Below are 20,085 nucleotides of genomic sequence, written 5' to 3'. Positions count from 1 at the left end.
GCATGGATGCCTCCTCCTAATCGTGTGCTGCCGCTGCCCAGGCGAAGGAGCTGGGCGACATATCGTTGCCTCAAACTCGGCGCCAGCGCAAAAGAGCCGAATGTAACCAGTGACCTAGCCGCATGCTCGATCACCCCTGCATCGACCGGCGTTGGCTAAAAAACCGAGGATATCAACCGGCGTGAGCCAATCAGCCTCCGCCATCCAAATCTCTCTTTCAAGCTCGCTCGACACGCATTCGGCAATGCGGTCTTGCTCATCACGCTCATCTTGTTCGGTCATCCCGAAGGAATGCTGAATGGGCTCACAACAGAACCCGCAGCTGCAAATACCGCGGCTACTCGTGCCGGAGCAAACCGCCACAATTCCAGCGCAAAAGATGCACGAACAGTTGAGCATTTGCCGATTTCCCTACACCCGAGATGTGTTGTGAGCCCAGGCAGAATGGCCGTAATCCAGCTGCCCGTAAGCCGCGTTACAGTCGTGGATAACCACCATGAAGCGAGCTCTGAACAGCCCCCGCTCGTTGTACTTCCCAGAGTCGAATTCTTCGCTCAGAAACGCACCGATGTCCCCATCCAAGCGCGATGAACTCTCCACGTCGCTACGCTCTCGGGCGGCGATGTAATGCGCGGCAAGCGTACAAGCAGATTTCAGAAGCGATGGTGGGAAAACAGTTTCGTTCTCTGCCAGTTCGGGCAGGGTGAATGGGTTGCTGGGTTTGAATGTCATGAGCCGTTTCCTGTCGAATGATGGTCGACATACAGGTTGTCGATGAATTGGCGCACCGCTTCAACGGTGGGCGCTACCAGCCCGTGGTAGCGCACGAAGTCAAAGCGCTTATCGTGTTCGTCCCATTCGGCCAACTGGTCAGCATCGAACGACCAGCGCCGGCCGGAATGAGAAATCTCAAGCCAGCCCGGTGAGTCAAAATCAATGAAAACGGGCGAGTTAACTGCCAACGCACACTGTTCAGCACTGTCCTCGCAATCCTCCCAAGCCACAGGGCTGATGCAACCAGCAGTCTCCATATCCAACTCGCCTGCTGCATTGACGGTCGTGGAATAGATTTGGCCATTCTCAAGGAATACAGCCTCGCCACACGGCAGGCGCAAAGCCTTGCGTGGCTCGCCCGTCAATAGCGCCGTATAGGCGTCGAGCGCTGCGCGATAGGTCAGATTTTTAGCGGATGCGGTCATGGTGGCGCGATTTCCCTTGGCAGCTGGTAATGGTAAGCCCGGATGATTATCCGAAGATATCGGCCGTGGGCTGAATCCCAAATCGCTGCCTCATTGTGCTTTTGCCACCTCCGTAATGACATGGCCATCGGCGAAGGCCAGATCCAGCTTGCACACATGCCGAGCCTGCTCGGCGCTGCTGATTATCTCACCGCCAGGACCACGGACCAGGGCAAAGCCTCTACCAAGCAGTGCCAGAGGATTTGTTTTGTCGTATACCGTGCACGCAAGCTCCAGACGAGAATTTTCTCTGGTAACGAGCGCTCTACTCAGGGAAGCCACCCTCGAGGCGGCAAACAACCCCCTTTGGCGCTCAGCTACGCAGAGACTAGCCCCGAGCCTTGTAAATCTATCCAGCGCCAGCTGGAGGCTCATGCGCTGCTGGCTGATGAGCCGGTCCCGCCCTTTTTCGAGGCTGTTTTGCTGTTGCAGCAATAGCCGATGCTCCCCATGGAGGACTTCCGTCACTCGGCGGCTGAAGATGCTCCAAGCACGGTCTAGATGCGGGGCTTGGCCAGACACCAAGCGCAAGATCATGCCATTGGCCCGCTCTACCTGAGCCCGTGCAGTCGAGGCCTCAGACATGAGCGCTGTTTTAATGAACCCTATGACCTTGGATGGTGTGTCGAACCGGCGCTGCGCAACAAGATCGAGCACGCACTCGTCGACCTCGTGCCCAATGCCAGTGAATACCGGCACAGGCAACCGGCAGACCCAAGCCGCAAGGTTCGCGTCGTTGAGCCAGGCGAGATCGCTTTTCGCCCCACCTCCACGGATTATGCATACGGCGTCGAATGGCTGATGTTGATGCTGTTCGTGAACAGCCCGCAGCGCAGACCGGATACTGTCTGATGCGTCACGTCCCTGGAACGTGGCCGAGAAATAGTCGAAGCGGCACACTTCGGCCGCAGCTAACTGCTCTGCATCACGGCGAAAATCGGCCAGCCCAGCAGCCTGGTGCGGGGCGACAACCGCAACGCGCCAGAACCCCCTTGGACTCGGAAGCCCACGTTGAAGGTCGAACCATTGCCGATCTTTCAGGGAGAAAATGATCTTCTGAACTTTGGCCTGCATGTCCCCCAGCGTGTAGCTCGGGTCGATGCCAGTGACCATCAAGGAGAAGCCAAACTGAGGGGAAAATTCCGCTCTCACTTTCAGCAGGACATTCATTCCTGCTTGAGGTAAGCCTCCTGTTGCCTCCTGCCATTCACCAAGTACCTTGCCGGCGACATTGGCAAACATGGTGCACCGCGCCTTCGCGACCTCAGCTCCCTCACGCGACTCCAGGATGTCCATGTAGCAATGACCGTTAGGACGGCGCTTGAAGTCGCTCAGTTCCGCCACTACCCAGCTGCTTTCTGGTACCGCGGCTCGGATAGCCTTCTGGATCTGAGCAAGGTATGCACTCAGGCTGAGGTGCTGCGCTGAGGGCTCAGGTGCGTTCACCGGGTTGGCCCTCTTCAGCGCCCAAGGTTGCCTGGACAACGCTCTCGATGCGGGTCAGACGGTCGGCGCAAAACTTACGGGCATCCGCAAATTCGCGAGCAAGGGTCTCCAGCTCGTCAATACTCACTTCATTGCGCTCCAGGCGCTTTACGGTCTGGTCGATGAAGGCGATGTTGGCTTCGTAGGTATCTCGGCTCATGTGGGAATCCTGGAAATTGGGTCAATCAGCCTGCCGATTGTCGCAGCTTCCCCAGAAGTCCCAAAACGATCAGCCTTCAGGGTTGATCCACGTTGTATGCCCCGCTGGGATCGCACCTCGTTTGCAGCCGTATCGCGCCAGGTACATTTCCCGGCTTTGCTGCAACCAGGTCTCAACGGTTGGAAAGATCATCGCCGCATACACCTCAATGCTCGGATGTTTTTTCCAGTCGCCATTGTCGATCGCAGACTCCAGAGATCGGTCATACCAGGTACTGATCAGCTGCTCAGCCCCTGCCAGCTCATCGGCGGCCGACGTCGCAGAGTGGATCAGGTCATAAGCCTCGCGTTTCTTTTGCTCTCGGGTGGCATGCGCAGCAGGTAGTGCTTTGAGGGAGAAAAGAGCTTCCTCGAAATTGAGGTGACGCTTCTCGTGAGCATTTGAGTCTTGGGTTTCACAGGGGGCGAAAGAAAAGCGGCAGAATTTGCAGTAAACCAAGCCACTGTCCTTCCGATCGTAGTGCTGCTCCAGTGAGCAAGCAACCAGCTTGCGAACTTCATGATAGCTGCGTGCCTGGAGATACTGCTGCGCCATCAAGTTGAGGCGCTGCGCATGGCTAAGTCCTGGATGCAGGGCCTTTGCCTGTTTGGCGAGCTTTTTGAGGTTTTCGATATCGCGGAGTGTGATTGGGTTTTGCATACGGCAGCCTCCAAAGGCTGATGCTCAGTGTCCACTTCGAAGCACCCATGTGGGTTCCGTTGGTTTGACAGTAGTGCTTTCGCTTTGCCAGTGTGGACGGCAGGCACCTACCCGAGTGCCAGGGGAAATATCCCTGTGTCGAATACGTACGTCAAGAGCCACGTCGAAAATTGTATGTGGGATGAAAATCTATCCTGGGAGCGCGCCCAGACCGAAGCGGCTGCCACAGGGTAGGTATCATCATTTGGGGCAGTCTGCTCCCGGAAAAGCCTCCACTATCTCCAACAAAGAAAAGCGAGTGAGGACGCACTTCCATGTCTGCCATTGCGCCCTCACCCGCCATAACTCCGCTTCGCGACACGTTATTAAGCATGACGCCTCAGCAACATCCACTGATTCCCTATATTAGGGTCACTTAGTAAATATACCTGCTCCATCCCCTCGAAAGACGTGTCCAATTTAAGGGCGTCGCAACCGAAATGCTCGCTTAATCGCAGTAGCACTTTATACTTCTCCGGTTGTGGTTGGCGCTTGAGCTCGTCAAGGATCATTTTCAGTTCGGTGATAGCTGCAACAAAAAACGTTCGTGCGCGCACTGCATGTACTTGCCCCAGCAATGATTCATATTCAGCAAGCACTACAGCGAGCGCCTTACAACTACGCTCTCGCAATGCAGAACACTCTTGAGTCATGGCGATAGCTGTCAAGAGATAATGACTGTTGGGGATTTCCCCACGCAGTTTTTTCAACACCGCCTCGCACCAATCTTTTTCTCCAGGCAAGATATAGCCTTCAAGCAAAAAATTATCGCTGCCTACGCACAACTGAGCAACTCGACACATCAAACATCTCCTCCATAAGCATATAAGAAGCGCATCACATTTATCCGCTACGCGACACGGTTGCAGCGCAAGGCGATCAATCCAGTTATTTGTTCCCGCTGGATTCGTAGCTGATTCTGTTCATTAGGCAGTAATCGACAGTGTACCCATCAATTCGAGTAATTATCTCTCCTGACAAATCGAGAAAAGCAGACGCTCCAGCATAAAAACAGATTCCGCCGCTCGGATACTTACTACTCCTAATCTGAAAACCCTTGGCATCAGTCACGGAGATTCCTGTGATTTCATTCCAAAGGAAAAACAATCCTTCCCCATACAACCCATCATCCCTTACTGAAAAAAGCACCTGCCGAAGACGGCTCCCATGAGCAACGCCAATGAAGTCACCGTTCGGCAATACCGGAGGGAACATTCTGCCGTCACTTCTCTTTTTGAACTCCAAATTCACCACCTATCCGTTGCCTTGCTTATCCAGCAAATTCCTAAATCCAACTTACCCCAGGCCAATCATGCAGATACTGTGAAAATAATCCGCTGAGGGGTTATCGCCGAGATTCCAATCACGACAGCGCTACGAAGAAGCCCCCTCAACGACCATCCGCTCGTATTCGCCGCGATGGTTGAAGGGTCTTTAATTACCAGCGGTGTGCTGTTGCTGGGCATCACTTCGGTGTGTGCATATCGAGTGCCGCAGCATTCGACCCATGGATTTTTCCCCGTGTACTCGAGCCCTATCCGCTCCGCGCAAGGTTCCATAGCTCCGTCGACCAGCAAGAGATTTTTTCCTCTCTCAATCCTGCATGCTGTCCCCCACCTCGCAAATTTGCGCTTTGCCAATTCTCCAACCACCGCATCCAATCCCAAGAATTTAACGCGCTTCAATCCCGGTCGCTGGGCTCTCAACCTAGCCTTCGGCGCTACCCCGCAATCCCACGCTTCGCGACACAGGTTCAGAAAAAGCGACCTCACACCACCTCGCTTGCTTATGGGAGTCTGACGGTTCACCTCACATAGAAGGACATGCGTATTCGAACTCGCCTTAGGGACGTCTTGCTGGAGGCCCTGAGTTCCGTGGCCTGTAGCAGTATCGAAACCCAATGATCGCTGCGAAGAGGCGTCGTCATGGTTTAAGGGGTGTCGTGAAGGGGTGTTGCAATGGTGTGGCGCAGGCTTGCGACGCAAGCCCTCTAAGGGTTTGAGGCTGTTACGGGGTGGGTTGAAGCAACGCAAGATCTTGTGAAGAGGTGTCGTCATGTGCAGGGGGCGTCGTTAAGAGGTGTCGTGAAGGGGTGTCGTGGCTGGAGCCCTTGATTCTGTTGCGCTCCAGTCAATTGCAGCTGCTTTCCCCCTGCGTCGCCTTCAATCCTTCGCCGCGGGGTAGTCGTGGGTGATGAACGCAGCAATTGAGCTGTCCACCGTGCCGGCTTTCCTCACCGCTGGGACCAACTGACGGCGAACTCTCTGTATGCCAGAGCACGTCTCCCTGATCTCGGCGAGCTGGATTTCGTAAGCCCGAACCATGCTCTTCAATGGCTCTTTCACAAATGAGAATGAGGAAACGGGGTACTTGCTGCCTTTCCCCTTATTGATGGTGCGGATTACACGAGGCTTCTTGGCCTCGCCTTCCTTGAACCTTGGCAAAATGACTTTCGCCCATTCGATGGTGACGGCATTCGGGCTGGATTGACGAATTCTGATCACGATCGGGATGTGGCCTGGCTTACCTGCGTGTAACGAAAGGGCTGCCTGGAAGAATGAGTCGCGCAGCTCCTCAGCTCGGTCAACAAGACAGGAATAAACGCGATCAAGCTCCGCCACTGCTGGGTGCTTGGGGGCTTCAGAGGGTGGATTCATATGCTGCTCCTTCGTGGTTGGGAGCATTTTGCGGTTCAACAACGCCTGGAGGGATTGATTTCAGACGCAAAAACGACCTGAAAACAACGCCCAAAGCTTTGGTGAAGCTGGATCATGACGGCAGGTCGTCATCTGTTGACCGGGTGATGTCGATACGGCGCTTGGGATTCCGAGAATTTAGGGTTTCCTGGGCTGTGAAGTCATCCGCGTCGTCATCTGGCGCACTTCTTTTGTCCTTTTCTTGCTGGGAGCGCCATTCGAATGGGCAACGCATTGGGTCTAGATATTGGTTACAGCAACGTGATTGGTGTTTTTGGCAGCGGTGATAGCCAACCGGAGTCGATTATTCGACCATCGCAGGCCGCACCATTGAGCCTTCTGCCCGGTGATTCGGGGTTACGACCTGGTGAAGTAATTGTTGAGGTAGGTGGAACTTCATGGGTTGCTTTTGCCGCCCCCGGCCGTGTTCAGGAAGGGCGGGAGCTGCATGAGGATTACACGTCTTCGCAGGCCTACGAGGCGCTGTTCAAAGGTACTCTCCTGCACGCTGCGGGAGAGAATGATGTAATTGACTGCTTGGTAACGGGACTCCCCGTGTCACAAGCTCGCGACAAAGAGTACGTTGAGGCGCTTGTCAAACGTATGACTGGTACACATCGAATTACACCAAAACGCGAAGTGACAGTTAAGCGGGTTCACGTTGTTGCTCAGCCGATCGGTACGCTGACAGAAATCTATTGTAAATCTGATGCGTCAGATGTGATTGAAGAGTCAGTTTCGATCATCATCGATCCAGGATTTTTCAGTGTTGATTGGGTTGTGTTTGACCATCGTGAGCTTGTCGTGAATTCCAGTAGTAGCAGCCTTAAGGCAATGTCTGTAGTACTTGAAGCGTGCAATGAGGAAATCGCAAAGGATCATGGCGGCATCCCAGGGGTAGAGAAGATTGAACATGCACTCCAGTCCGGAAAGTCTTACATTCTCCTCTATGGGCGCAAGGTTGAACTGGCCGAATACCTTGAACGCGCGGCAGAACGTGTGATTCCTTTCGTCTTCACTGAAATCAAGCAAGGCCTTCGATTCTTGAAGGGGCGAGCTATTGATTGTGTGATCCTTGGCGGCGGTGGCGCTTCATTGTACGAGCCATTTGCCAGGAAGGAATTTCCAGAGGCGATGGTAGTAAAGCCTGAGAATAGCGTTAAAAGCAATGCTGAAGGTTTCTGGCATATCGCTCGTTCTTAATCTAAGGGAATGCGCAGGGATGCGCAGAGGGGAAAGCATGAACAAAACGATGCGACTTCAATGTCGAGTCACGCCAGCAACACCGGAATTGCACGCGCATCTTGAAACCATCGACCCCGACTACAGGGGCAAAAGGCTGGTCGCAATGGCTGCCTTATATTTAAGTATGACTAATGCTCCTGACGACATTAAAGGCAAACAAGAAGAAATCCAACAAGCCACCACCAATATAAAAGGTCAAAACAATAGTGCAACAACCTCTCGACCCGTAGCCAACTGGATAAGGGGGGCAAATGTTTAACATAAATAAAATTTCAACTATTGCTGCAACCGCAGTTTTAATTACGTTCTCGATTGAAGCAATAGCGGAAAGCTTTTCCCTAAAAGGCACTATGTGGGAGCGAGCTTCGCTTGCTTCCGCGTGCAAACCTGATCCTCTCCTTTTATATTCTCTCGCTCTGAATGAGTCTAAGGCCTCAACCGGCAATGGTATGGTGGCACCTCATCCATTCGCACTCCGTAATGCGCCTAGTGGTGCTACTTATCCACACTCCTACCCCGATGCCGAAACTAAACTAAAACGATTTATTGCCGAAGACGCTCTTACCGATATAGGCATTATGCAAATCAATTATCGATGGAACGGTAGTCGGGTAAAGCACCCGGAGCTTCTGCTTGATCCCGAGGTAAATATAAAAATTGGTGCGCAGATATTGTGCGAGTCGATCGCTCAGTATCCAGTTGATATGCAGCTTGCCATTGGTGGGTACCATACTCGCAACCCCAAAAGGGAACTTGACGCACGCCAGTATGCGAGTAATGTGCTCCACATTTGGCGTTCACTACAGCGTTTGAAGTAAGGGCGGGAACATGCGAGTTAAGATCAATGCATCGATGATACAAATGGGTCTACGCTGGCTGACATCCGGCTTGCGAGATTTCAATGTCATTCTCGCTGAGCAGCGCTTGACTCAGAGCGATATGGTTTGGCTTTCGTCTTTGAGCACGAATCAGCGCCAGCTGAACGCTGTAGATGCTCTACCCGTATCCCTTTACCGTGTCCACTACAACACCCTGAAGGTTGGCAGGGGCTATCTTGACGACGAGGAATTTAGGGAGATAGGCAACAAGCTGGTCATGTTCATGGAGTTTTGCCACTTTTCCCGTGTTAACAAGACGAGCCCAATACTTGCTGTGGGGTTCGACGACGTTGGGTACCGGGTTTTCGAAGCTGGCTCTTTCGACTCACGCATGATGTTGGTCAGCCGCGGCGGCTTCTCGGTTGGGACCAGGTGTAATCTCAGGAAGCTGAGGATGAATCTTGCTTCGCCAACAGACCAGTTGAGGGACGTGACCACTGTTTTGCTTGGCGACCTTCGCTACTTCCTTAAGCCCGGCGTGAGTGGAATAGGCAGGGTCAAGGACTATCCATCTACCATGCCCCTCGACGTCGTTGCGACAGAACTGCTTCAGCAGAAACTACAGCCAAAGCTGGTCGCGCAGTGGACAGGACTGAATGCTGACGAGGTGGTTCGGATGAAGCGTTCTTTGCTCCGGGATACCCCTCTCGTACAGTCCCAAAGCGGTCGAATCCAGGCACCCAACAAAACATTGGCGGAAAGCCCTCTTCACAGCCTTCTTTATCTGACTGTATACCGGCTGCTCGCCGACAATCCCCTGCGGCGAACGAATGCTCGTGCTGTGGTTGCGGCTCATCGGGAATACGTCGAACTGTGTAAGGCAGTTGGCGTTGAGGCTAGTGATATGATCTCCCCTTCTAATGGGTACCAGCTCAGCAACGCAATGAAGACAGGGGACATCACGCTCACCCCATGCAGTAAGTGCAAAGAGATCAATGCTCGGTACGCACTCAAGCCGGGCCGTTGCATCTGGTGCAACCACTGAGACCCATCCACGAGGGGCCGTCATAGGGCTTCCTTGCCTTGATCAGGGCTCTCCGTTTGGGTTTTGGTGCGGTGGTGTGATTATGGTGGGGAGATGAATCGAATGGTGAATGAAATGCGCAACGACAAAGTTGAGTGCCAGTGCTGCAAGATGATGATGGTCCCGAAGGTGGTAACCAGCGCCCCCTTTTACATCTGTGGTGTCCCAATTGGTGGACGTGATCCCGAGTCCTCGGTTTGTCCGTTTTGCCTGTCACCCAAGTGGATGCTAACTGAGGATCAGGTGCTCACTGGTGCTAAAGCCAACGTTGAATTTTTCGGCATCATGGTGTTGGTTTTGATCAACATCGTCGTCTTCACCCGCTTGGGTGCTGAAGCGGTTGGGGTGAGCGTGGGACTATCTGTTTTGCTTTTCCTGTTCCGGGACCGAATCGCAATGGGGCTGAAGAGTCGCCTGACTGGATTTTTCAAGAGGTAACACATGCAGTTGGTAAAAAAAGGCCGGGGAATCCCGGCCTTGTCGTTTCCGATCTAGATCGTTTACTCGGCATTAATTCCTGTCGGCCGACGAGGTTTTGCGGTCACAGGTTCCGCTGGAGATGACGCTGGAGCAGGTGGTGGACCAGATCTGGCAGGTTGAGGTGCCGATGCCTGGACCGGAGGCTGTGGAACGTCCTCATTTGGAAGACCTGAGTAGGCCTGGGGTTGAGGTGCCGATGCCTGGACCGGAGCCTGTGGAACGTCCTCATTTGGAAGACCTGGGTAGGCCTGGGGTTGAGGTGCCGATGCCTGGACCGGAGGCTGGGGAACGTCCTCATTTGGAAGACCTGAGTAGGCCTGGGGTTGAGGTGCCGATGCCTGGACCGGAACTCGTGGAACGTCCTCATTTGAAATGCCTTGATACGCCTGAGGTTCGACAGCTGCTCTTGAGTCCGCGAGTGCCGTCAGGGTGGGGTATGAGCCGCTTTCTGGGGCCTTAGCAGCATCGTCGATCGCACTGATAGCCCCTGCGATGTAGTTGTCATCCCGAATTCCCTGGCTCCGGTAGTAGCTATTCAGTTCACGATAAGCGTCCCCTTGGGACTCGCCGAACTCCCCAGTGGCTTTGGCCGCGAAGTATTGTGCCTCCTCTGGTTTCAAGCCTTGACTGATCCCAATGTCATAGTAGTTTTCAAGCTTTTCGCTATCTGAACCACTGCGGAACGCTTGAGCGATGGTATTGATACCTGTAAACGCAGAGTTGGCTCCTTCTGCCACTACCTTGCCAAGATTGGAACCATGTCTTGCGGCTTCGCCTCGTTCCGACAGGGTCTCGTAGGCGGCTTTGGATGAACGTTTATCGATGTCTCCCGAGTTTGTGGTTCGTGCCTCAGTCACAGGTTTAAGGTTCTGCGCATTTCGCTGATCGATGACTGTCGCCCCGTCATCCTTGGTAGCCTGGTAACCACTGAGGTTCATATCGTTGGTGCTCGCATAAGCACCGGCATTAGAGCCCCATTTCGCATCGAATTTGCCGCCTATGGCGTCGACGCCAGCCGTAGCCCTTGCAGCATCACCCGTGAGCCCCGCGTTCCCATTGGCATTCCCCTGGTTGACGTTGAAATCGAAGGGGTTGTACTGGCTCATCAACAGCTCACCAAGACGCCCGTCCTGGTTGATTGCCCGGATTGCTGCCATAGCGCGACGCTCGCTCATGTCTCCCGACATATCCTGAATGCTTTGGCTCCCAAAGGCTTGTTTGTACAGCTCTTTGCCCGAGTCTGTTTGCCCTGCCATTTTCTCAAGGGCGAGTGCAGTCTCATTGCGGCCAAGCCCGCGCGTGAGTGCTTTCACGCCGGCGTCTCTGAGGTTGAGTGATTGACCTGCCTTAATCGAATCCTGCTGAGCTGATGCCTGGCTATAAGTCTGCTGCGCCTGAAGGGCTGTCAAACGGGTTTTACCGATTTCGTCCGTATTCGTAGTGCTTTGCTGTGCCAACGCGCTACTTGAGAAGGCGTCACCCGTAGCGAAAGTCAGCGTGCTCGAATCGGTTGCCTGCACAGACTGCGTAAGTTGAGCAAGCGCTTTCTCGGCCTTGGCTCTGCTTTCCTGGGTCATGGTGTCGGCCGAGGTGTTGTCCGACCGCTTCATACCGCCAATTGGCGTAGAAATGCCCATCGCTGCGTTGGACGTGGCTTGATTCAACGACGATTCGGAGAAGCCGAGGCTCCGCAGAGACTCCTTTGCCTCGTTAAACGAGGCATTTGAGCTGAGGACTGAGCCGGCCGAAAGGTTTTCCCCGATCTGCGCAAGAGCTTGCCGTCCAGTAGCAGAAGAGTTGAGTTGCTGCCCGGCGGCTCTGAGGCTTTCTTGGTACTGCGATGTTGCTGTTTGTGAAGCCATGCTTGCGCTCTGCACAACAGCAGTCGCTGCCTGTTCGCTGCTGATAGTTTCTGCCAGTTGTGGGCTACCTGTTTTGGCAACGCCGGCCCCTATCTGGTCAGATGTGAACGTAGCGTTGGTACTTAGAACAGGTGCGCTTTCCTGAGATCGAGGATTAACGTCTTCGGATTTGAATTTGTCGCCTGCTGTCATCTGGCTCATGATGCTATTCGCAACCATGGCAGAGCCAGAAACGATGAATAGAGCCAAGGGCGGCACAGAAGCGGCGAGCAAGCCGCCGATGCCCAAGGCCTTGCCGATCGCCTTATCAATGTCCATGAGTTGTAGCATCGCAAAGCCGGAGCTAGTCGGATCGTATCCATTGAATACAGCCTCCATCTGGGAGCCTGCATACCAGAGGGTGAAAGCATTCACGATGCTTAACAGCGGCATCCACAACCCGACAGTCAACGGCAATACGAGGTACTTACCGAGGATAGAAAGGCCAGGCGATCCCAGGAGCAGAGCGAAGGCCAAGAACGGTGTCATCGCATAAAGCATACCCTCGAAGAAGGCGATCATCGGCCTCATGTAGTGTTTGAAGCTGTCGCCCTTCCCCGCCCATTGAATTTCTTGTTGGTTGAGCGATTCACGCAGTGCCATCGCAGCCCGTTGCTCTTGCCAATGGTTCATAGCGTCGACGCGAGAATCGTTGAAAATAGGAGCTATAAGTGAAGTCAAAACATAGTCCTGAGCGGACTTGCTACTGAGTGCCAGGCTCTGAATCGCCTGATCTGTGGCAGCTTGAACCTGAATACCTGTGGTCATACGATTGGTTTTGACTTCTTCGCTGAATCCTTTCTGAAGAATGTCGTCAAGCACGTCTGTGTACACATTTTGCAAATGCGCGTTGAGGAACGACCTGGCCTCTGCGCAGCTCTTCATTGAGCCGGCGGTACCGTCATAGACGTAGATAAACATCGATGAAGTCTGATTGGAGAGTACCTGAGCCCAGCCAGGAGACCGGTACAGGTCAGCCAGGGTCTTGTCCGTTCTCAGCGCAACGGGGTTTAGGGAACAAAATGTCATGTACTCGTTTACCGACCGGGGCAGATCCCACCCATCGGACTTTCGGTAGTTTTGAAAGCCGTCGAGAGCCATTGGGTTCCGCAGAGCATCACGCACCTTCGACAGCGTGCTCAGGCTTGAAAACAGCCCATAGTCGGTCATGCTTGGAGTAGAGAATGCCTGCTCTGTGGTTTTGGTGATACCGTAAGCTACCGTTGAAATGACCGAGCCGACGAATGCAGGACCAAGAGGGACGTTGTCCACCACCCTCACCTGGGAGGTCACCGTGTCCTCGATGACTGTGGTAACTGTAGGGCCGTAGAACATCATGTAGAGGACAAGCACAAGGCCCGCTTTGCCGAAAGTAATGGCCTGGTTATTAAAAACTGCTTGGAACGCCAACAGGAAAATGCCTATCAGCGCGCCAATCCGAGCAAGATCTTCAGCATCACCGCTGCCTGTAATCATCGCGCAGGCATTGAGCATCATCTCCAGAAATTCGGCGCTGCCAGTCGTATAAATAGTGAAATCCATGGATATCTCCGTTACGCGCCTGCGTTATCGTTGACGGTTCCCTGAGGCAGAGTTCCGCTATCAAAGACAGGGGCCATCTGGAGCATTTTTTCAGCTTGCCCATCGGCATCTTTGCCTTGCATTGCGTCCTCAATGTACGAACGGTACTCGTCCATGAGCTCTCCCTTCGTAGCACGCAGATCTTCGATAACCTTCCCAGCATCTGCCATGTTCAGGCTTGTCAGGCCCTTCTCTGTATGCCCAAGAAGCTGATTGATAAGGCTCATCGAAGCATCAGCAGCGATTTTCTTGGCGAATTGATTCAGATAGTCATACCCCGATTGGGCACCTGCTTTCTGGGTGATCTTCATAAGGTTCACCCCTACACGGCTCGATGCGAGATAGCCAATGCGGTTTCCGTCAGCAGCGGTGGCTGTCCCGTTGGCGAACCTCTCAAGGATTCCGTTGTTCTGTAGGTCCTCAAGGATCCGCGTCTCAAGGCCCTTAAAACTGGTAAGAGTGCGGATGTTAGGCTCAGAGCAAGCAGGATCGTCGTCATCGCACTGGTAGACTTTCACATCCAGGTTGGTTGATCCCTCTACAAGGATCTTCAGACCTTCGCCGGTGATGAGCTTCGGCATGGGTTGCGCAGCAAAGTTTTTCCCCCCGTTGTCGTCGTTCGTGAGTGACACGTTGTAACTGCCTACCATCGACATGATGAATTCAGCGTTTTCATCGCTGCCAAAAAGGATTTGCGACTGGAGGCCAGATTTCTTCATGGCGCACCACAGCACGTTCCCTGTGTTCTCGCATTGGACAGCTTTTCCGGACGCCACAATACGATTCGCCGGCGAATCCTCTTTGGTGGATTTTGCAGTGAAGAAGTCAGACGCAACGTTTGAGCCGAACGCGGTCATCGCAGATTTGAAGTCTGTGCTTTCTTCATATGCTTTTTTGGCATTTGTGACCAACCCGCTCGCTAGCTGGCAGCTGTTGGAAAACATCTGATTGAGCGCTTGAATCTTGTTGGCCAGGTTGCGAATAACACCACCTGTTTGGGCATCCATCGCATCTAGAGCCAATTCAAATGCGAAGCCTGAAACGATGCCAGCAGCGTTTGAGGCCACGTTCCTCATGAGTGCTACGAACTCTTCACCGTTGATAAAGGAGAACGAGCCGCTGTACAGGTTGATGCCACCGCAGCCGCCCTTTGCGCTCGGAGGGGTAATACTGATCAGGTTGGCAGTGGATATTCGATTCCGAAGGACAACGGAGCCGCCGGTAATCACGCCTCGAGTTGCGGTCTTGTACGCCCCAGGGCTGGTTACGTTGATCATGCCGCTGAACATCTCATTCACCTGCTGTTGGATGTTCGCGTGAGCCCCGAAGGGCACCACAAATAGCGCTACAGCAAGAGCTATAGGTTTGATTTTCACTGTCCACCTCCGTTGTCTTTTTGAAAGGCGCGACGAGCTTCTTCGCGCATCCGATTCACGAATTCATTAGGGTTCTTTGTTGCGTCGGGCGGAGCGTCAGCCAGCTTCGTGGCGTCGATCAAACCCATGGTGTTCAGACGGGATGTGGCGTTGTATTCCTGAGCTGAAATCAGGCCGGCTTCATTCGCGGCCATGAGAATTCGTGTAGTTGCCGTCTCCATTGAAACGGTACTGAAGCTGACAATCTTCACATCATTTGGTGGTATGACTAGGGCGAGCGCCGGCGAGGTGATGATGCCCAGCTGCTCTGCAAGCCCTGTGTCGTACTGTGTGTTTGGGTACTTACCGCCAGGAAGGGGGGCCCCGTCCATCGAGACGGGCATGACAGTGAACCCGTATCTGAATTCGAGAGCAGAAACTGCGGCTAGGGCCTGCTCACACAAAATGCAGTCATTTCCGTTGTAGAAAAACATCAGCGCAGAGCTACCTGCGATCATCTTCAACAAGGTTTCTTTCTGCTTGCCCGCCGCAGTCGCTAAAGCGTCAGAGGCGGCGTTTGAGGCGGGGTATCGCATATCCTCATCGAGGAATGGGTCGTTGCGGATTACGTCGACGGAGTGGCGTGAGAATCGCTCTGCTTTGTCGAGCATGATTCGCTGAGCCCAGAAATATGCGCCTACATTCTCCTTGGTCGGGTTATCCATGGCCGCATCACGCAGCTTCGGAAGCATTTCGCGAATCCAAGCCACGCTGCCCGTCGGGGGCAATTCAGGCAAGGAAGTCTCAGCGTGTTCCTTTTCGGGTGGTGGTGGCGCAACTGGAGCTGGGGTGGGCTCGACCTGTTCGGGCTCAGTCTCCGCGGGTGGATCCTCATACCAGAACCAGCCTCGTTCCTTATCCTGGTAGAACGATGAACCGGCAACCTGAGGTGTTTTCGAATCAGCGGGCTTGCTCTCTCCCCCAAGGGAAACGCTGCTGATAGTGGCAGCAAGCAATAGAATGGAGAATTGAAGGGGCGTCATGAGTTCGTCTGGCCAAGATGAGAATGCTCAAATTGTGAGCGTTGGCCAGCAAGAGAGGGCGCGTTTTCAGACGGTTTTATAACCTGAAAAAGTGGGCGGGGCGGGATGGCCTGAGGCCTATCGCTGTGCGCGATAGACCTCATGACCGAGGAAGCCGAGCGATCCACGTTCACGAAGAACGTCATTCCAATCGACCCCTTTAGAGCCGTCTGGGATAGGCATGTCTGGCAGCATGATTTGCGCCTTGATCCCCATCTCCCACAGACGTTTTTTTAAAGCGAGTGCAGCTTTCTGGCCACCCTCCTTGCGGTCCTTATCAGCCCAGATTCGGACTGCTTTGGTACAGGCTGGTGGTACAAAGCTCTCCAACAGGTATGAATTCACCAAGGGCCATACGGGTATGCCCATGGCAGTTTCAACCGAGAGAGCTGTTTCTAATCCCTCACTTACATCCAAGACTTCTCCTGGGTGAGATGTTGGTACCGCACAGCCGGGGAGCTTACGGTTGCTGGGAATTGGAAACATTTTTTTCGGCTCATCAAGATCGGCCTTTTCACCCTTCATCGTCAGGTAATGACGGTTTATCGTCACTGCCTGGCCTTCAGGATCGATGAGCGTACACACGATCCCCGGATGCTTCGAACGCTTGCCAGCTTTGTCCTTATAGGTCAATTCTGGGTGAAAGCGAACGTAGCGGCTCAGTTCTGGTCGATCCCAAGCAAGAATGCCGCGGGAGCGAAGATAGAGCCTTGCAGGTTCCGCTGATGAGTCTGTGAGGGGAACTGTTCCCTTCCACAGGTTGCGCATAGCTTCACGCAGCCAATCGTCTGAAGCCTCTGGCTTGGCCCGGGCTGGCTCCTTTCGGATCACAACGCTTGGGATAAATCCATCAGCGGTGCGTCCATAAGGGTCTTTGACCCGAAGCAATGCTCCAACCTCCTGTAAAGCATGGTGAAAACTCCAACGGTTGACCCACATCAGCAAAGCTATGCCATCCGCTTTGACTCCGCAGGTACGGCAGATTCCGCCGCTCGACGAACCAGCCGTCTTCCGGAAAATCTTAAATCCGTCTTCCCCACCATGCACAGGACATGGAACCCCACGCCCTGCTTTCTTGTGTGCCGGCACCAATGAAGATGCGAGGCGTGCGAAAATGTCATGCCAGCGGCCATCAGCGGCGACCAGCACATCTTGCTTCTCTGGGGCGTAATTGCCTTCTGAGTTGTTGGACATGGGTACCTCCGTAGGTTGAGATGCGCCCCGAAGGGCGCATTGCTGGCTATTTCAAGATTTTGATTTCCCAGGAATTGCGGTAGGTATTAACCCACTCCTGTTCTTTTTTACCGTCGACAACGACCTCTTTGAGAACACTCACGGCGGTTTTGCCAAGAAATGTCAGCGAGATGTTGTCACCTTGTTGCGCTCCAGATTGGCGAAGCTGAGCGTTGAGCTCGACTCCCCAAACCAGGTGTTCACCGATACGCAAAAAGAACGACTTTCCGTTCTTCTTGAGGAATCGATAATGGGCGAAACCTGAACCGCGGTATTCGCCGGTAACAGACCTGCCAGCTACCCCTTGAAAATTGAGTTCAGGAGCGCGCTCACCTTCCCCTTCATCGCTCTCGGCGACTTGGATCTCTTGAGCAGATCTTTGAGGCGCGGGCTGCGGTTCGCGGGGGATGAATTCCCCTTTGATCTCGCCCGGTTCTTGGTTCTCGATCGATGCAACCTGGTTGCGGCCTTCAGGCCGGTACAGTCTGTTGATCACCACCGGTTCAAGCGCTTGGTGCGTAATTTCATTGGTTTCTGGCTCGGGAAGCATATGAGCCAGGCGCTCTGAAACTATGCAAAGACCTTGTGGCAGTCGGAGATAGCTTGGAACATCGAAGTCGACACGGATCATTTCTCTTCTCCCTGGCGACGCAGGTAGGAGGGAATGTAGTAGTTGTCATAATCGACACTGCTACACCAACGGGCGTTGGGCAACGTCTTGGTTGCTTGAGGAGCCGAAGCTCTCAACCAACCGCGCACGTAGATCAGAACACCACGCAGAATCTGCTCAGCATTCAAGATCACTACGGCAAGGAACACGCAGAGAGCGAATGGCAAAATGTGACTTGCAAACTGCGGTGCGTATATAGCTCCCAACGTTGCTACGAGGAAACCAGACGCGGTCAGCACTTTTACTTTGAGGGTAGTAGATGCCATTTTTAGTTCTCCATTTTTGAAACGGAGAACGCCCTAACGGGTGTTCCCCGTCAGGGTTTTCAGACACAAAAAAAGGAAGCCGGATGGCTTCCTTTTTTGATCGGCGCTACGCGAACGTAGGCTGGGCTTTTAAGCTGATGAGCTCAGCTTGGCTTGCTCCCAGACGCATACACGTCGTGGGTACCTGTGGCAGCAGCATGCTGTCACTTAGGGTCAATGGTCTCTAGAGACAAATTCTTAATCGACCTTAGCCGATGAGTGAAGCAATTCTCGCCGCCATTTCTGTCAGTCGTCAACCAGAAAAATTCACCCCAAATTCAGACGCTATTCGTGCGTGAAACCGAAATCCGGAGGGTGCACAAGCTGGTGCAATAGGCTGGCCACCAACATCCGGAGATACCGCCAATGGCGACCGCTCAACCACAACCCACGAAGTACCAATATTCCAAGCCATCCCTCAAAGGGAAAATGGTACTGAACACGGAGCAGGCCAAGTTCTTCGCCGGCAACCGTTTCGACAGTCTCATGACAGCCCTTTTTATCATCGACGTTACGTCCCGCAAGCTAGCGAAAAATCTCAAAACCTTTGATCACAAAGCGGTAGTTGATGCGGTGTCGAAAAAGATCGAGCGCATGGAGGTAGCCGTGCGTGATGAGTCTGAGCGGATGGACACCCTTCTGAAGAGCTTGGGGATTAAAGAGCTTGCTAGTTACAGCTCTCCGCTGACTCGTGAATTCGAGATCACCAGTCCCGAAATCAAGCGGATGAGCAGCCTGCTTCAGGCATTTGACCATCTGATCATCCAGGTAGATACCGCCTGGCTGCATGAGAAGATCGATAGCTCGGAAGCTGATGAATTTCGGGCAAACAAGAGCAACCAAATGGCGCGGCTGATCCGCTCACTCGTTGGCCTCGGCCAGAGCGCGCGAGCGAAGGCATACGCCAGCAAGGTTGCAGAGCTCCATGAGGATATTGAGAAGGCTGAAGCTAAAGCCAGCGCTGAGAAGGAAGAGCGTGAGGCTGCGGGCCATATTGAGCCAGCAGGCGATCCTGACCCTCTCGATTCGCTTCCAGAAGAAGCCATCGCTTGATCGCGCCTGTAAAGACAACGCCCCGCATTGCGGGGCGTTTTGCTTAGGAGAGTCTTTATGCTTGATGATCTTGTGTCAACGCCGGCCAGGACGAGTAGGAGACGAAGAGCAACGACTGATCAGCCTACTCCACGCCAAGCCATCCCTCTGTGGGAAGAGGAGCCGGCCACCGATGAATCACTTGATGCGCCAAATGAGGCAGTTTTTTGGGATACGAAAGCGATTATCGCTCTGACGGCTGCTGTTCTTGTTGGCCTGGCGATAGGTGTTCCTCTAGGGGTCTATCTCTATGGCACGTCATAGGAGCATCCTCGCCGCGGCGCTTCAGCTTTTCTACATGCCTTCTTGCAGCCCAATAGCCCCCCTTGATTCTGCGCTCGCTCAGCGCCCGGCAGATTGACACCACATGGCCCCGGCTAAAAACCGGGGCTTTGTAGGACTGAATTTTACGAATCACCCCCCAAATGCTGAAGACCCGCTCAGGCATTCCATACGGGAAACTGGCCTGCCCTGCCATCACTGCGTAGCTGTGGATTTTTTGGGCGTGGACTCCGGTAACCTTCTGAACAGCCTTCACGTGTGCGTAGTTCTGCATCAGCGGGTTTTGAAGGCGATATTTTCTCCGGCCCACGATCTGCAGCCAGCTCTCTGGGGCTTCTGGGTAGGTAATGATCTTTCCCTTGAAACACTTCGTTTCCAAGACAAAGATCCCGAAGCGCGAAACGATGATGTGGTCAACCTGTGTCGATTCTCCTCTTGTCTTGCCACGATAGATCGCATTGGCGAACACCTTATATTCGCCACTGAGGCATAGGCGGAGCATGAAGTTGACCTTGTACTCACCCCACCACCCTCGGTAGACAGGGAATTCAAGCAGACGAACGTGGGCGATGCCCGCGAGAACCCCCAGAATGAGAACCGGGGGCAGATACAGTATTAGGAAGTCATTCATAGCATTACA

22 protein-coding genes are annotated in these 20,085 nt (G+C 53.7%); 7 read left to right on the top strand and 15 right to left on the bottom strand.

Annotation, left to right across the window (positions count from 1 at the left end):
* Positions 1–114: 114 nt before the first annotated feature.
* The 7 genes from IMX18_RS27265 to IMX18_RS27235 form a co-directional block, all read right to left on the bottom strand.
* Positions 115–282, bottom strand: a complete 168-nt coding sequence (locus IMX18_RS27265) for a hypothetical protein (protein WP_217191049.1) — start codon at positions 280–282, stop codon at positions 115–117.
* 129 nt (positions 283–411) lie between these two features.
* The gene (locus IMX18_RS27260) at positions 412–732 is read right to left on the bottom strand and encodes a hypothetical protein (protein WP_217191051.1); all 321 of its coding nucleotides are present in this window, start codon (positions 730–732) and stop codon (positions 412–414) included.
* Positions 729–1,199 (bottom strand): hypothetical protein, encoded by a 471-nt coding sequence (locus IMX18_RS27255; RefSeq protein ID WP_217191053.1) that lies wholly within the window; start codon positions 1,197–1,199, stop codon positions 729–731. Before IMX18_RS27255 ends, IMX18_RS27260 begins: the two co-directional genes overlap by 4 nt.
* A 90-nt stretch (positions 1,200–1,289) precedes the next feature.
* Positions 1,290–2,684, bottom strand: a complete 1,395-nt coding sequence (gene xseA, locus IMX18_RS27250) for an exodeoxyribonuclease VII large subunit (protein ID WP_217191055.1) — start codon at positions 2,682–2,684, stop codon at positions 1,290–1,292.
* Entirely contained in the window at positions 2,671–2,883 is a 213-nt protein-coding gene (locus tag IMX18_RS27245; protein WP_217191057.1) for an exodeoxyribonuclease VII small subunit, read from the bottom strand. Before IMX18_RS27245 ends, xseA begins: the two co-directional genes overlap by 14 nt.
* Positions 2,884–2,952: 69 nt before the next feature.
* Complete coding sequence (locus tag IMX18_RS27240) at positions 2,953–3,582, bottom strand: hypothetical protein (RefSeq protein ID WP_217191060.1); 630 nt, start codon at positions 3,580–3,582, stop codon at positions 2,953–2,955.
* A 365-nt stretch (positions 3,583–3,947) separates the two neighbouring features.
* Complete coding sequence (locus tag IMX18_RS27235; RefSeq protein WP_217191061.1) at positions 3,948–4,424, bottom strand: hypothetical protein; 477 nt, start codon at positions 4,422–4,424, stop codon at positions 3,948–3,950.
* Between the two features lie 364 nt (positions 4,425–4,788).
* Between IMX18_RS27235 and IMX18_RS27230 the strand changes: the two genes are divergently transcribed.
* Positions 4,789–4,962, top strand: coding sequence for a hypothetical protein (locus tag IMX18_RS27230; protein ID WP_217191063.1), 174 nt, complete (start codon positions 4,789–4,791; stop codon positions 4,960–4,962).
* Between the two features lie 821 nt (positions 4,963–5,783).
* Here the strand turns inward: IMX18_RS27230 and mobI are convergent.
* A complete protein-coding gene (mobI, locus tag IMX18_RS27225) occupies positions 5,784–6,278 on the bottom strand; it encodes a conjugative transfer protein MobI(A/C) (RefSeq protein ID WP_217191065.1) in 495 nt (164 codons plus the stop codon).
* A 261-nt stretch (positions 6,279–6,539) separates the two neighbouring features.
* On the opposite strand from mobI, the gene IMX18_RS27220 reads away from it, so the two are divergent.
* The 5 genes from IMX18_RS27220 (at position 6,540) to IMX18_RS27200 (ending at position 9,902) form a co-directional block, all read left to right on the top strand.
* The gene (locus IMX18_RS27220; protein WP_217191067.1) at positions 6,540–7,520 is read left to right on the top strand and encodes a ParM/StbA family protein; all 981 of its coding nucleotides are present in this window, start codon (positions 6,540–6,542) and stop codon (positions 7,518–7,520) included.
* A 37-nt stretch (positions 7,521–7,557) separates the two neighbouring features.
* Positions 7,558–7,821, top strand: a complete 264-nt coding sequence (locus tag IMX18_RS27215; RefSeq protein ID WP_217191069.1) for a hypothetical protein — start codon at positions 7,558–7,560, stop codon at positions 7,819–7,821.
* Positions 7,814–8,380, top strand: coding sequence for a transglycosylase SLT domain-containing protein (locus tag IMX18_RS27210; RefSeq protein ID WP_223175426.1), 567 nt, complete (start codon positions 7,814–7,816; stop codon positions 8,378–8,380). Before IMX18_RS27215 ends, IMX18_RS27210 begins: the two co-directional genes overlap by 8 nt.
* Before the next feature lie 10 nt (positions 8,381–8,390).
* Positions 8,391–9,425: a hypothetical protein gene (locus IMX18_RS27205; protein WP_217191071.1), complete on the top strand. Its 1,035-nt coding sequence runs from the start codon at positions 8,391–8,393 to the stop codon at positions 9,423–9,425.
* Positions 9,426–9,539: 114 nt separating this feature from the next.
* Entirely contained in the window at positions 9,540–9,902 is a 363-nt protein-coding gene (locus IMX18_RS27200; RefSeq protein ID WP_217191073.1) for a hypothetical protein, read from the top strand.
* 62 nt (positions 9,903–9,964) lie between these two features.
* Here the strand turns inward: IMX18_RS27200 and IMX18_RS27195 are convergent, their stop codons facing one another.
* From IMX18_RS27195 to IMX18_RS27170, 6 genes are all read right to left on the bottom strand, one after another.
* Positions 9,965–13,387, bottom strand: coding sequence for a conjugal transfer protein TraG N-terminal domain-containing protein (locus IMX18_RS27195; RefSeq protein WP_217191074.1), 3,423 nt, complete (start codon positions 13,385–13,387; stop codon positions 9,965–9,967).
* Between the two features lie 11 nt (positions 13,388–13,398).
* On the bottom strand, positions 13,399–14,802 hold the full coding sequence (locus tag IMX18_RS27190; protein WP_217191075.1) for a conjugal transfer protein TraH: 1,404 nt from the start codon (positions 14,800–14,802) through the stop codon (positions 13,399–13,401).
* Positions 14,799–15,824: a conjugal transfer protein TraF gene (gene traF, locus IMX18_RS27185; RefSeq protein WP_217191076.1), complete on the bottom strand. Its 1,026-nt coding sequence runs from the start codon at positions 15,822–15,824 to the stop codon at positions 14,799–14,801. Before traF ends, IMX18_RS27190 begins: the two co-directional genes overlap by 4 nt.
* A 117-nt stretch (positions 15,825–15,941) precedes the next feature.
* The gene (locus tag IMX18_RS27180; protein WP_217191077.1) at positions 15,942–17,057 is read right to left on the bottom strand and encodes a DUF7146 domain-containing protein; all 1,116 of its coding nucleotides are present in this window, start codon (positions 17,055–17,057) and stop codon (positions 15,942–15,944) included.
* A gap of 46 nt (positions 17,058–17,103) precedes the next feature.
* Complete coding sequence (locus IMX18_RS27175; protein WP_217191079.1) at positions 17,104–17,727, bottom strand: DNA primase; 624 nt, start codon at positions 17,725–17,727, stop codon at positions 17,104–17,106.
* Complete coding sequence (locus IMX18_RS27170) at positions 17,724–18,032, bottom strand: hypothetical protein (protein WP_217191081.1); 309 nt, start codon at positions 18,030–18,032, stop codon at positions 17,724–17,726. Before IMX18_RS27170 ends, IMX18_RS27175 begins: the two co-directional genes overlap by 4 nt.
* Before the next feature lie 405 nt (positions 18,033–18,437).
* On the opposite strand from IMX18_RS27170, the gene IMX18_RS27165 reads away from it, so the two are divergent.
* Positions 18,438–19,124, top strand: a complete 687-nt coding sequence (locus IMX18_RS27165; protein ID WP_217191082.1) for an AcaB family transcriptional regulator — start codon at positions 18,438–18,440, stop codon at positions 19,122–19,124.
* Between the two features lie 223 nt (positions 19,125–19,347).
* On the opposite strand, the gene IMX18_RS27160 is transcribed toward IMX18_RS27165, so the two are convergent.
* Complete coding sequence (locus IMX18_RS27160; protein ID WP_225903951.1) at positions 19,348–20,076, bottom strand: nuclease-related domain-containing protein; 729 nt, start codon at positions 20,074–20,076, stop codon at positions 19,348–19,350.
* Between the last annotated feature and the right edge of the window lie 9 nt (positions 20,077–20,085).

Origin of the sequence: Pseudomonas shirazica (assembly GCF_015168335.1) — a bacterium.
Classification (GTDB): Bacteria; Pseudomonadota; Gammaproteobacteria; order Pseudomonadales; family Pseudomonadaceae; genus Aquipseudomonas; species Aquipseudomonas asiatica.
The sequence above is the reverse complement of the archived record's forward strand: the minus strand, read 5'-3'. Positions and strand labels throughout refer to the sequence as shown.

Excerpts from the sequence above, each read along its gene's own strand:
- IMX18_RS27175 (WP_217191079.1), bottom strand. The coding sequence starts at position 17,727 with ATGATCCGTGTCGACTTCGATGTTCCAAGCTATCTCCGACTGCCACAA.
- IMX18_RS27245 (WP_217191057.1), bottom strand. The coding sequence starts at position 2,883 with ATGAGCCGAGATACCTACGAAGCCAACATCGCCTTCATCGACCAGACC.
- IMX18_RS27215 (WP_217191069.1), top strand. The coding sequence starts at position 7,558 with ATGAACAAAACGATGCGACTTCAATGTCGAGTCACGCCAGCAACACCG.
- IMX18_RS27255 (WP_217191053.1), bottom strand. The coding sequence starts at position 1,199 with ATGACCGCATCCGCTAAAAATCTGACCTATCGCGCAGCGCTCGACGCC.
- traF (WP_217191076.1), bottom strand. The coding sequence starts at position 15,824 with ATGACGCCCCTTCAATTCTCCATTCTATTGCTTGCTGCCACTATCAGC.
- IMX18_RS27265 (WP_217191049.1), bottom strand. The coding sequence starts at position 282 with ATGACCGAACAAGATGAGCGTGATGAGCAAGACCGCATTGCCGAATGC.
- IMX18_RS27260 (WP_217191051.1), bottom strand. The coding sequence starts at position 732 with ATGACATTCAAACCCAGCAACCCATTCACCCTGCCCGAACTGGCAGAG.
- IMX18_RS27235 (WP_217191061.1), bottom strand. The coding sequence starts at position 4,424 with ATGTGTCGAGTTGCTCAGTTGTGCGTAGGCAGCGATAATTTTTTGCTT.
- IMX18_RS27220 (WP_217191067.1), top strand. The coding sequence starts at position 6,540 with ATGGGCAACGCATTGGGTCTAGATATTGGTTACAGCAACGTGATTGGT.
- IMX18_RS27195 (WP_217191074.1), bottom strand. The coding sequence starts at position 13,387 with ATGGATTTCACTATTTATACGACTGGCAGCGCCGAATTTCTGGAGATG.
- IMX18_RS27205 (WP_217191071.1), top strand. The coding sequence starts at position 8,391 with ATGCGAGTTAAGATCAATGCATCGATGATACAAATGGGTCTACGCTGG.
- IMX18_RS27210 (WP_223175426.1), top strand. The coding sequence starts at position 7,814 with ATGTTTAACATAAATAAAATTTCAACTATTGCTGCAACCGCAGTTTTA.
- IMX18_RS27160 (WP_225903951.1), bottom strand. The coding sequence starts at position 20,076 with ATGAATGACTTCCTAATACTGTATCTGCCCCCGGTTCTCATTCTGGGG.
- mobI (WP_217191065.1), bottom strand. The coding sequence starts at position 6,278 with ATGAATCCACCCTCTGAAGCCCCCAAGCACCCAGCAGTGGCGGAGCTT.
- IMX18_RS27165 (WP_217191082.1), top strand. The coding sequence starts at position 18,438 with ATGGCGACCGCTCAACCACAACCCACGAAGTACCAATATTCCAAGCCA.
- IMX18_RS27170 (WP_217191081.1), bottom strand. The coding sequence starts at position 18,032 with ATGGCATCTACTACCCTCAAAGTAAAAGTGCTGACCGCGTCTGGTTTC.
- IMX18_RS27240 (WP_217191060.1), bottom strand. The coding sequence starts at position 3,582 with ATGCAAAACCCAATCACACTCCGCGATATCGAAAACCTCAAAAAGCTC.
- IMX18_RS27180 (WP_217191077.1), bottom strand. The coding sequence starts at position 17,057 with ATGTCCAACAACTCAGAAGGCAATTACGCCCCAGAGAAGCAAGATGTG.
- IMX18_RS27230 (WP_217191063.1), top strand. The coding sequence starts at position 4,789 with ATGAGCAACGCCAATGAAGTCACCGTTCGGCAATACCGGAGGGAACAT.
- IMX18_RS27200 (WP_217191073.1), top strand. The coding sequence starts at position 9,540 with ATGCGCAACGACAAAGTTGAGTGCCAGTGCTGCAAGATGATGATGGTC.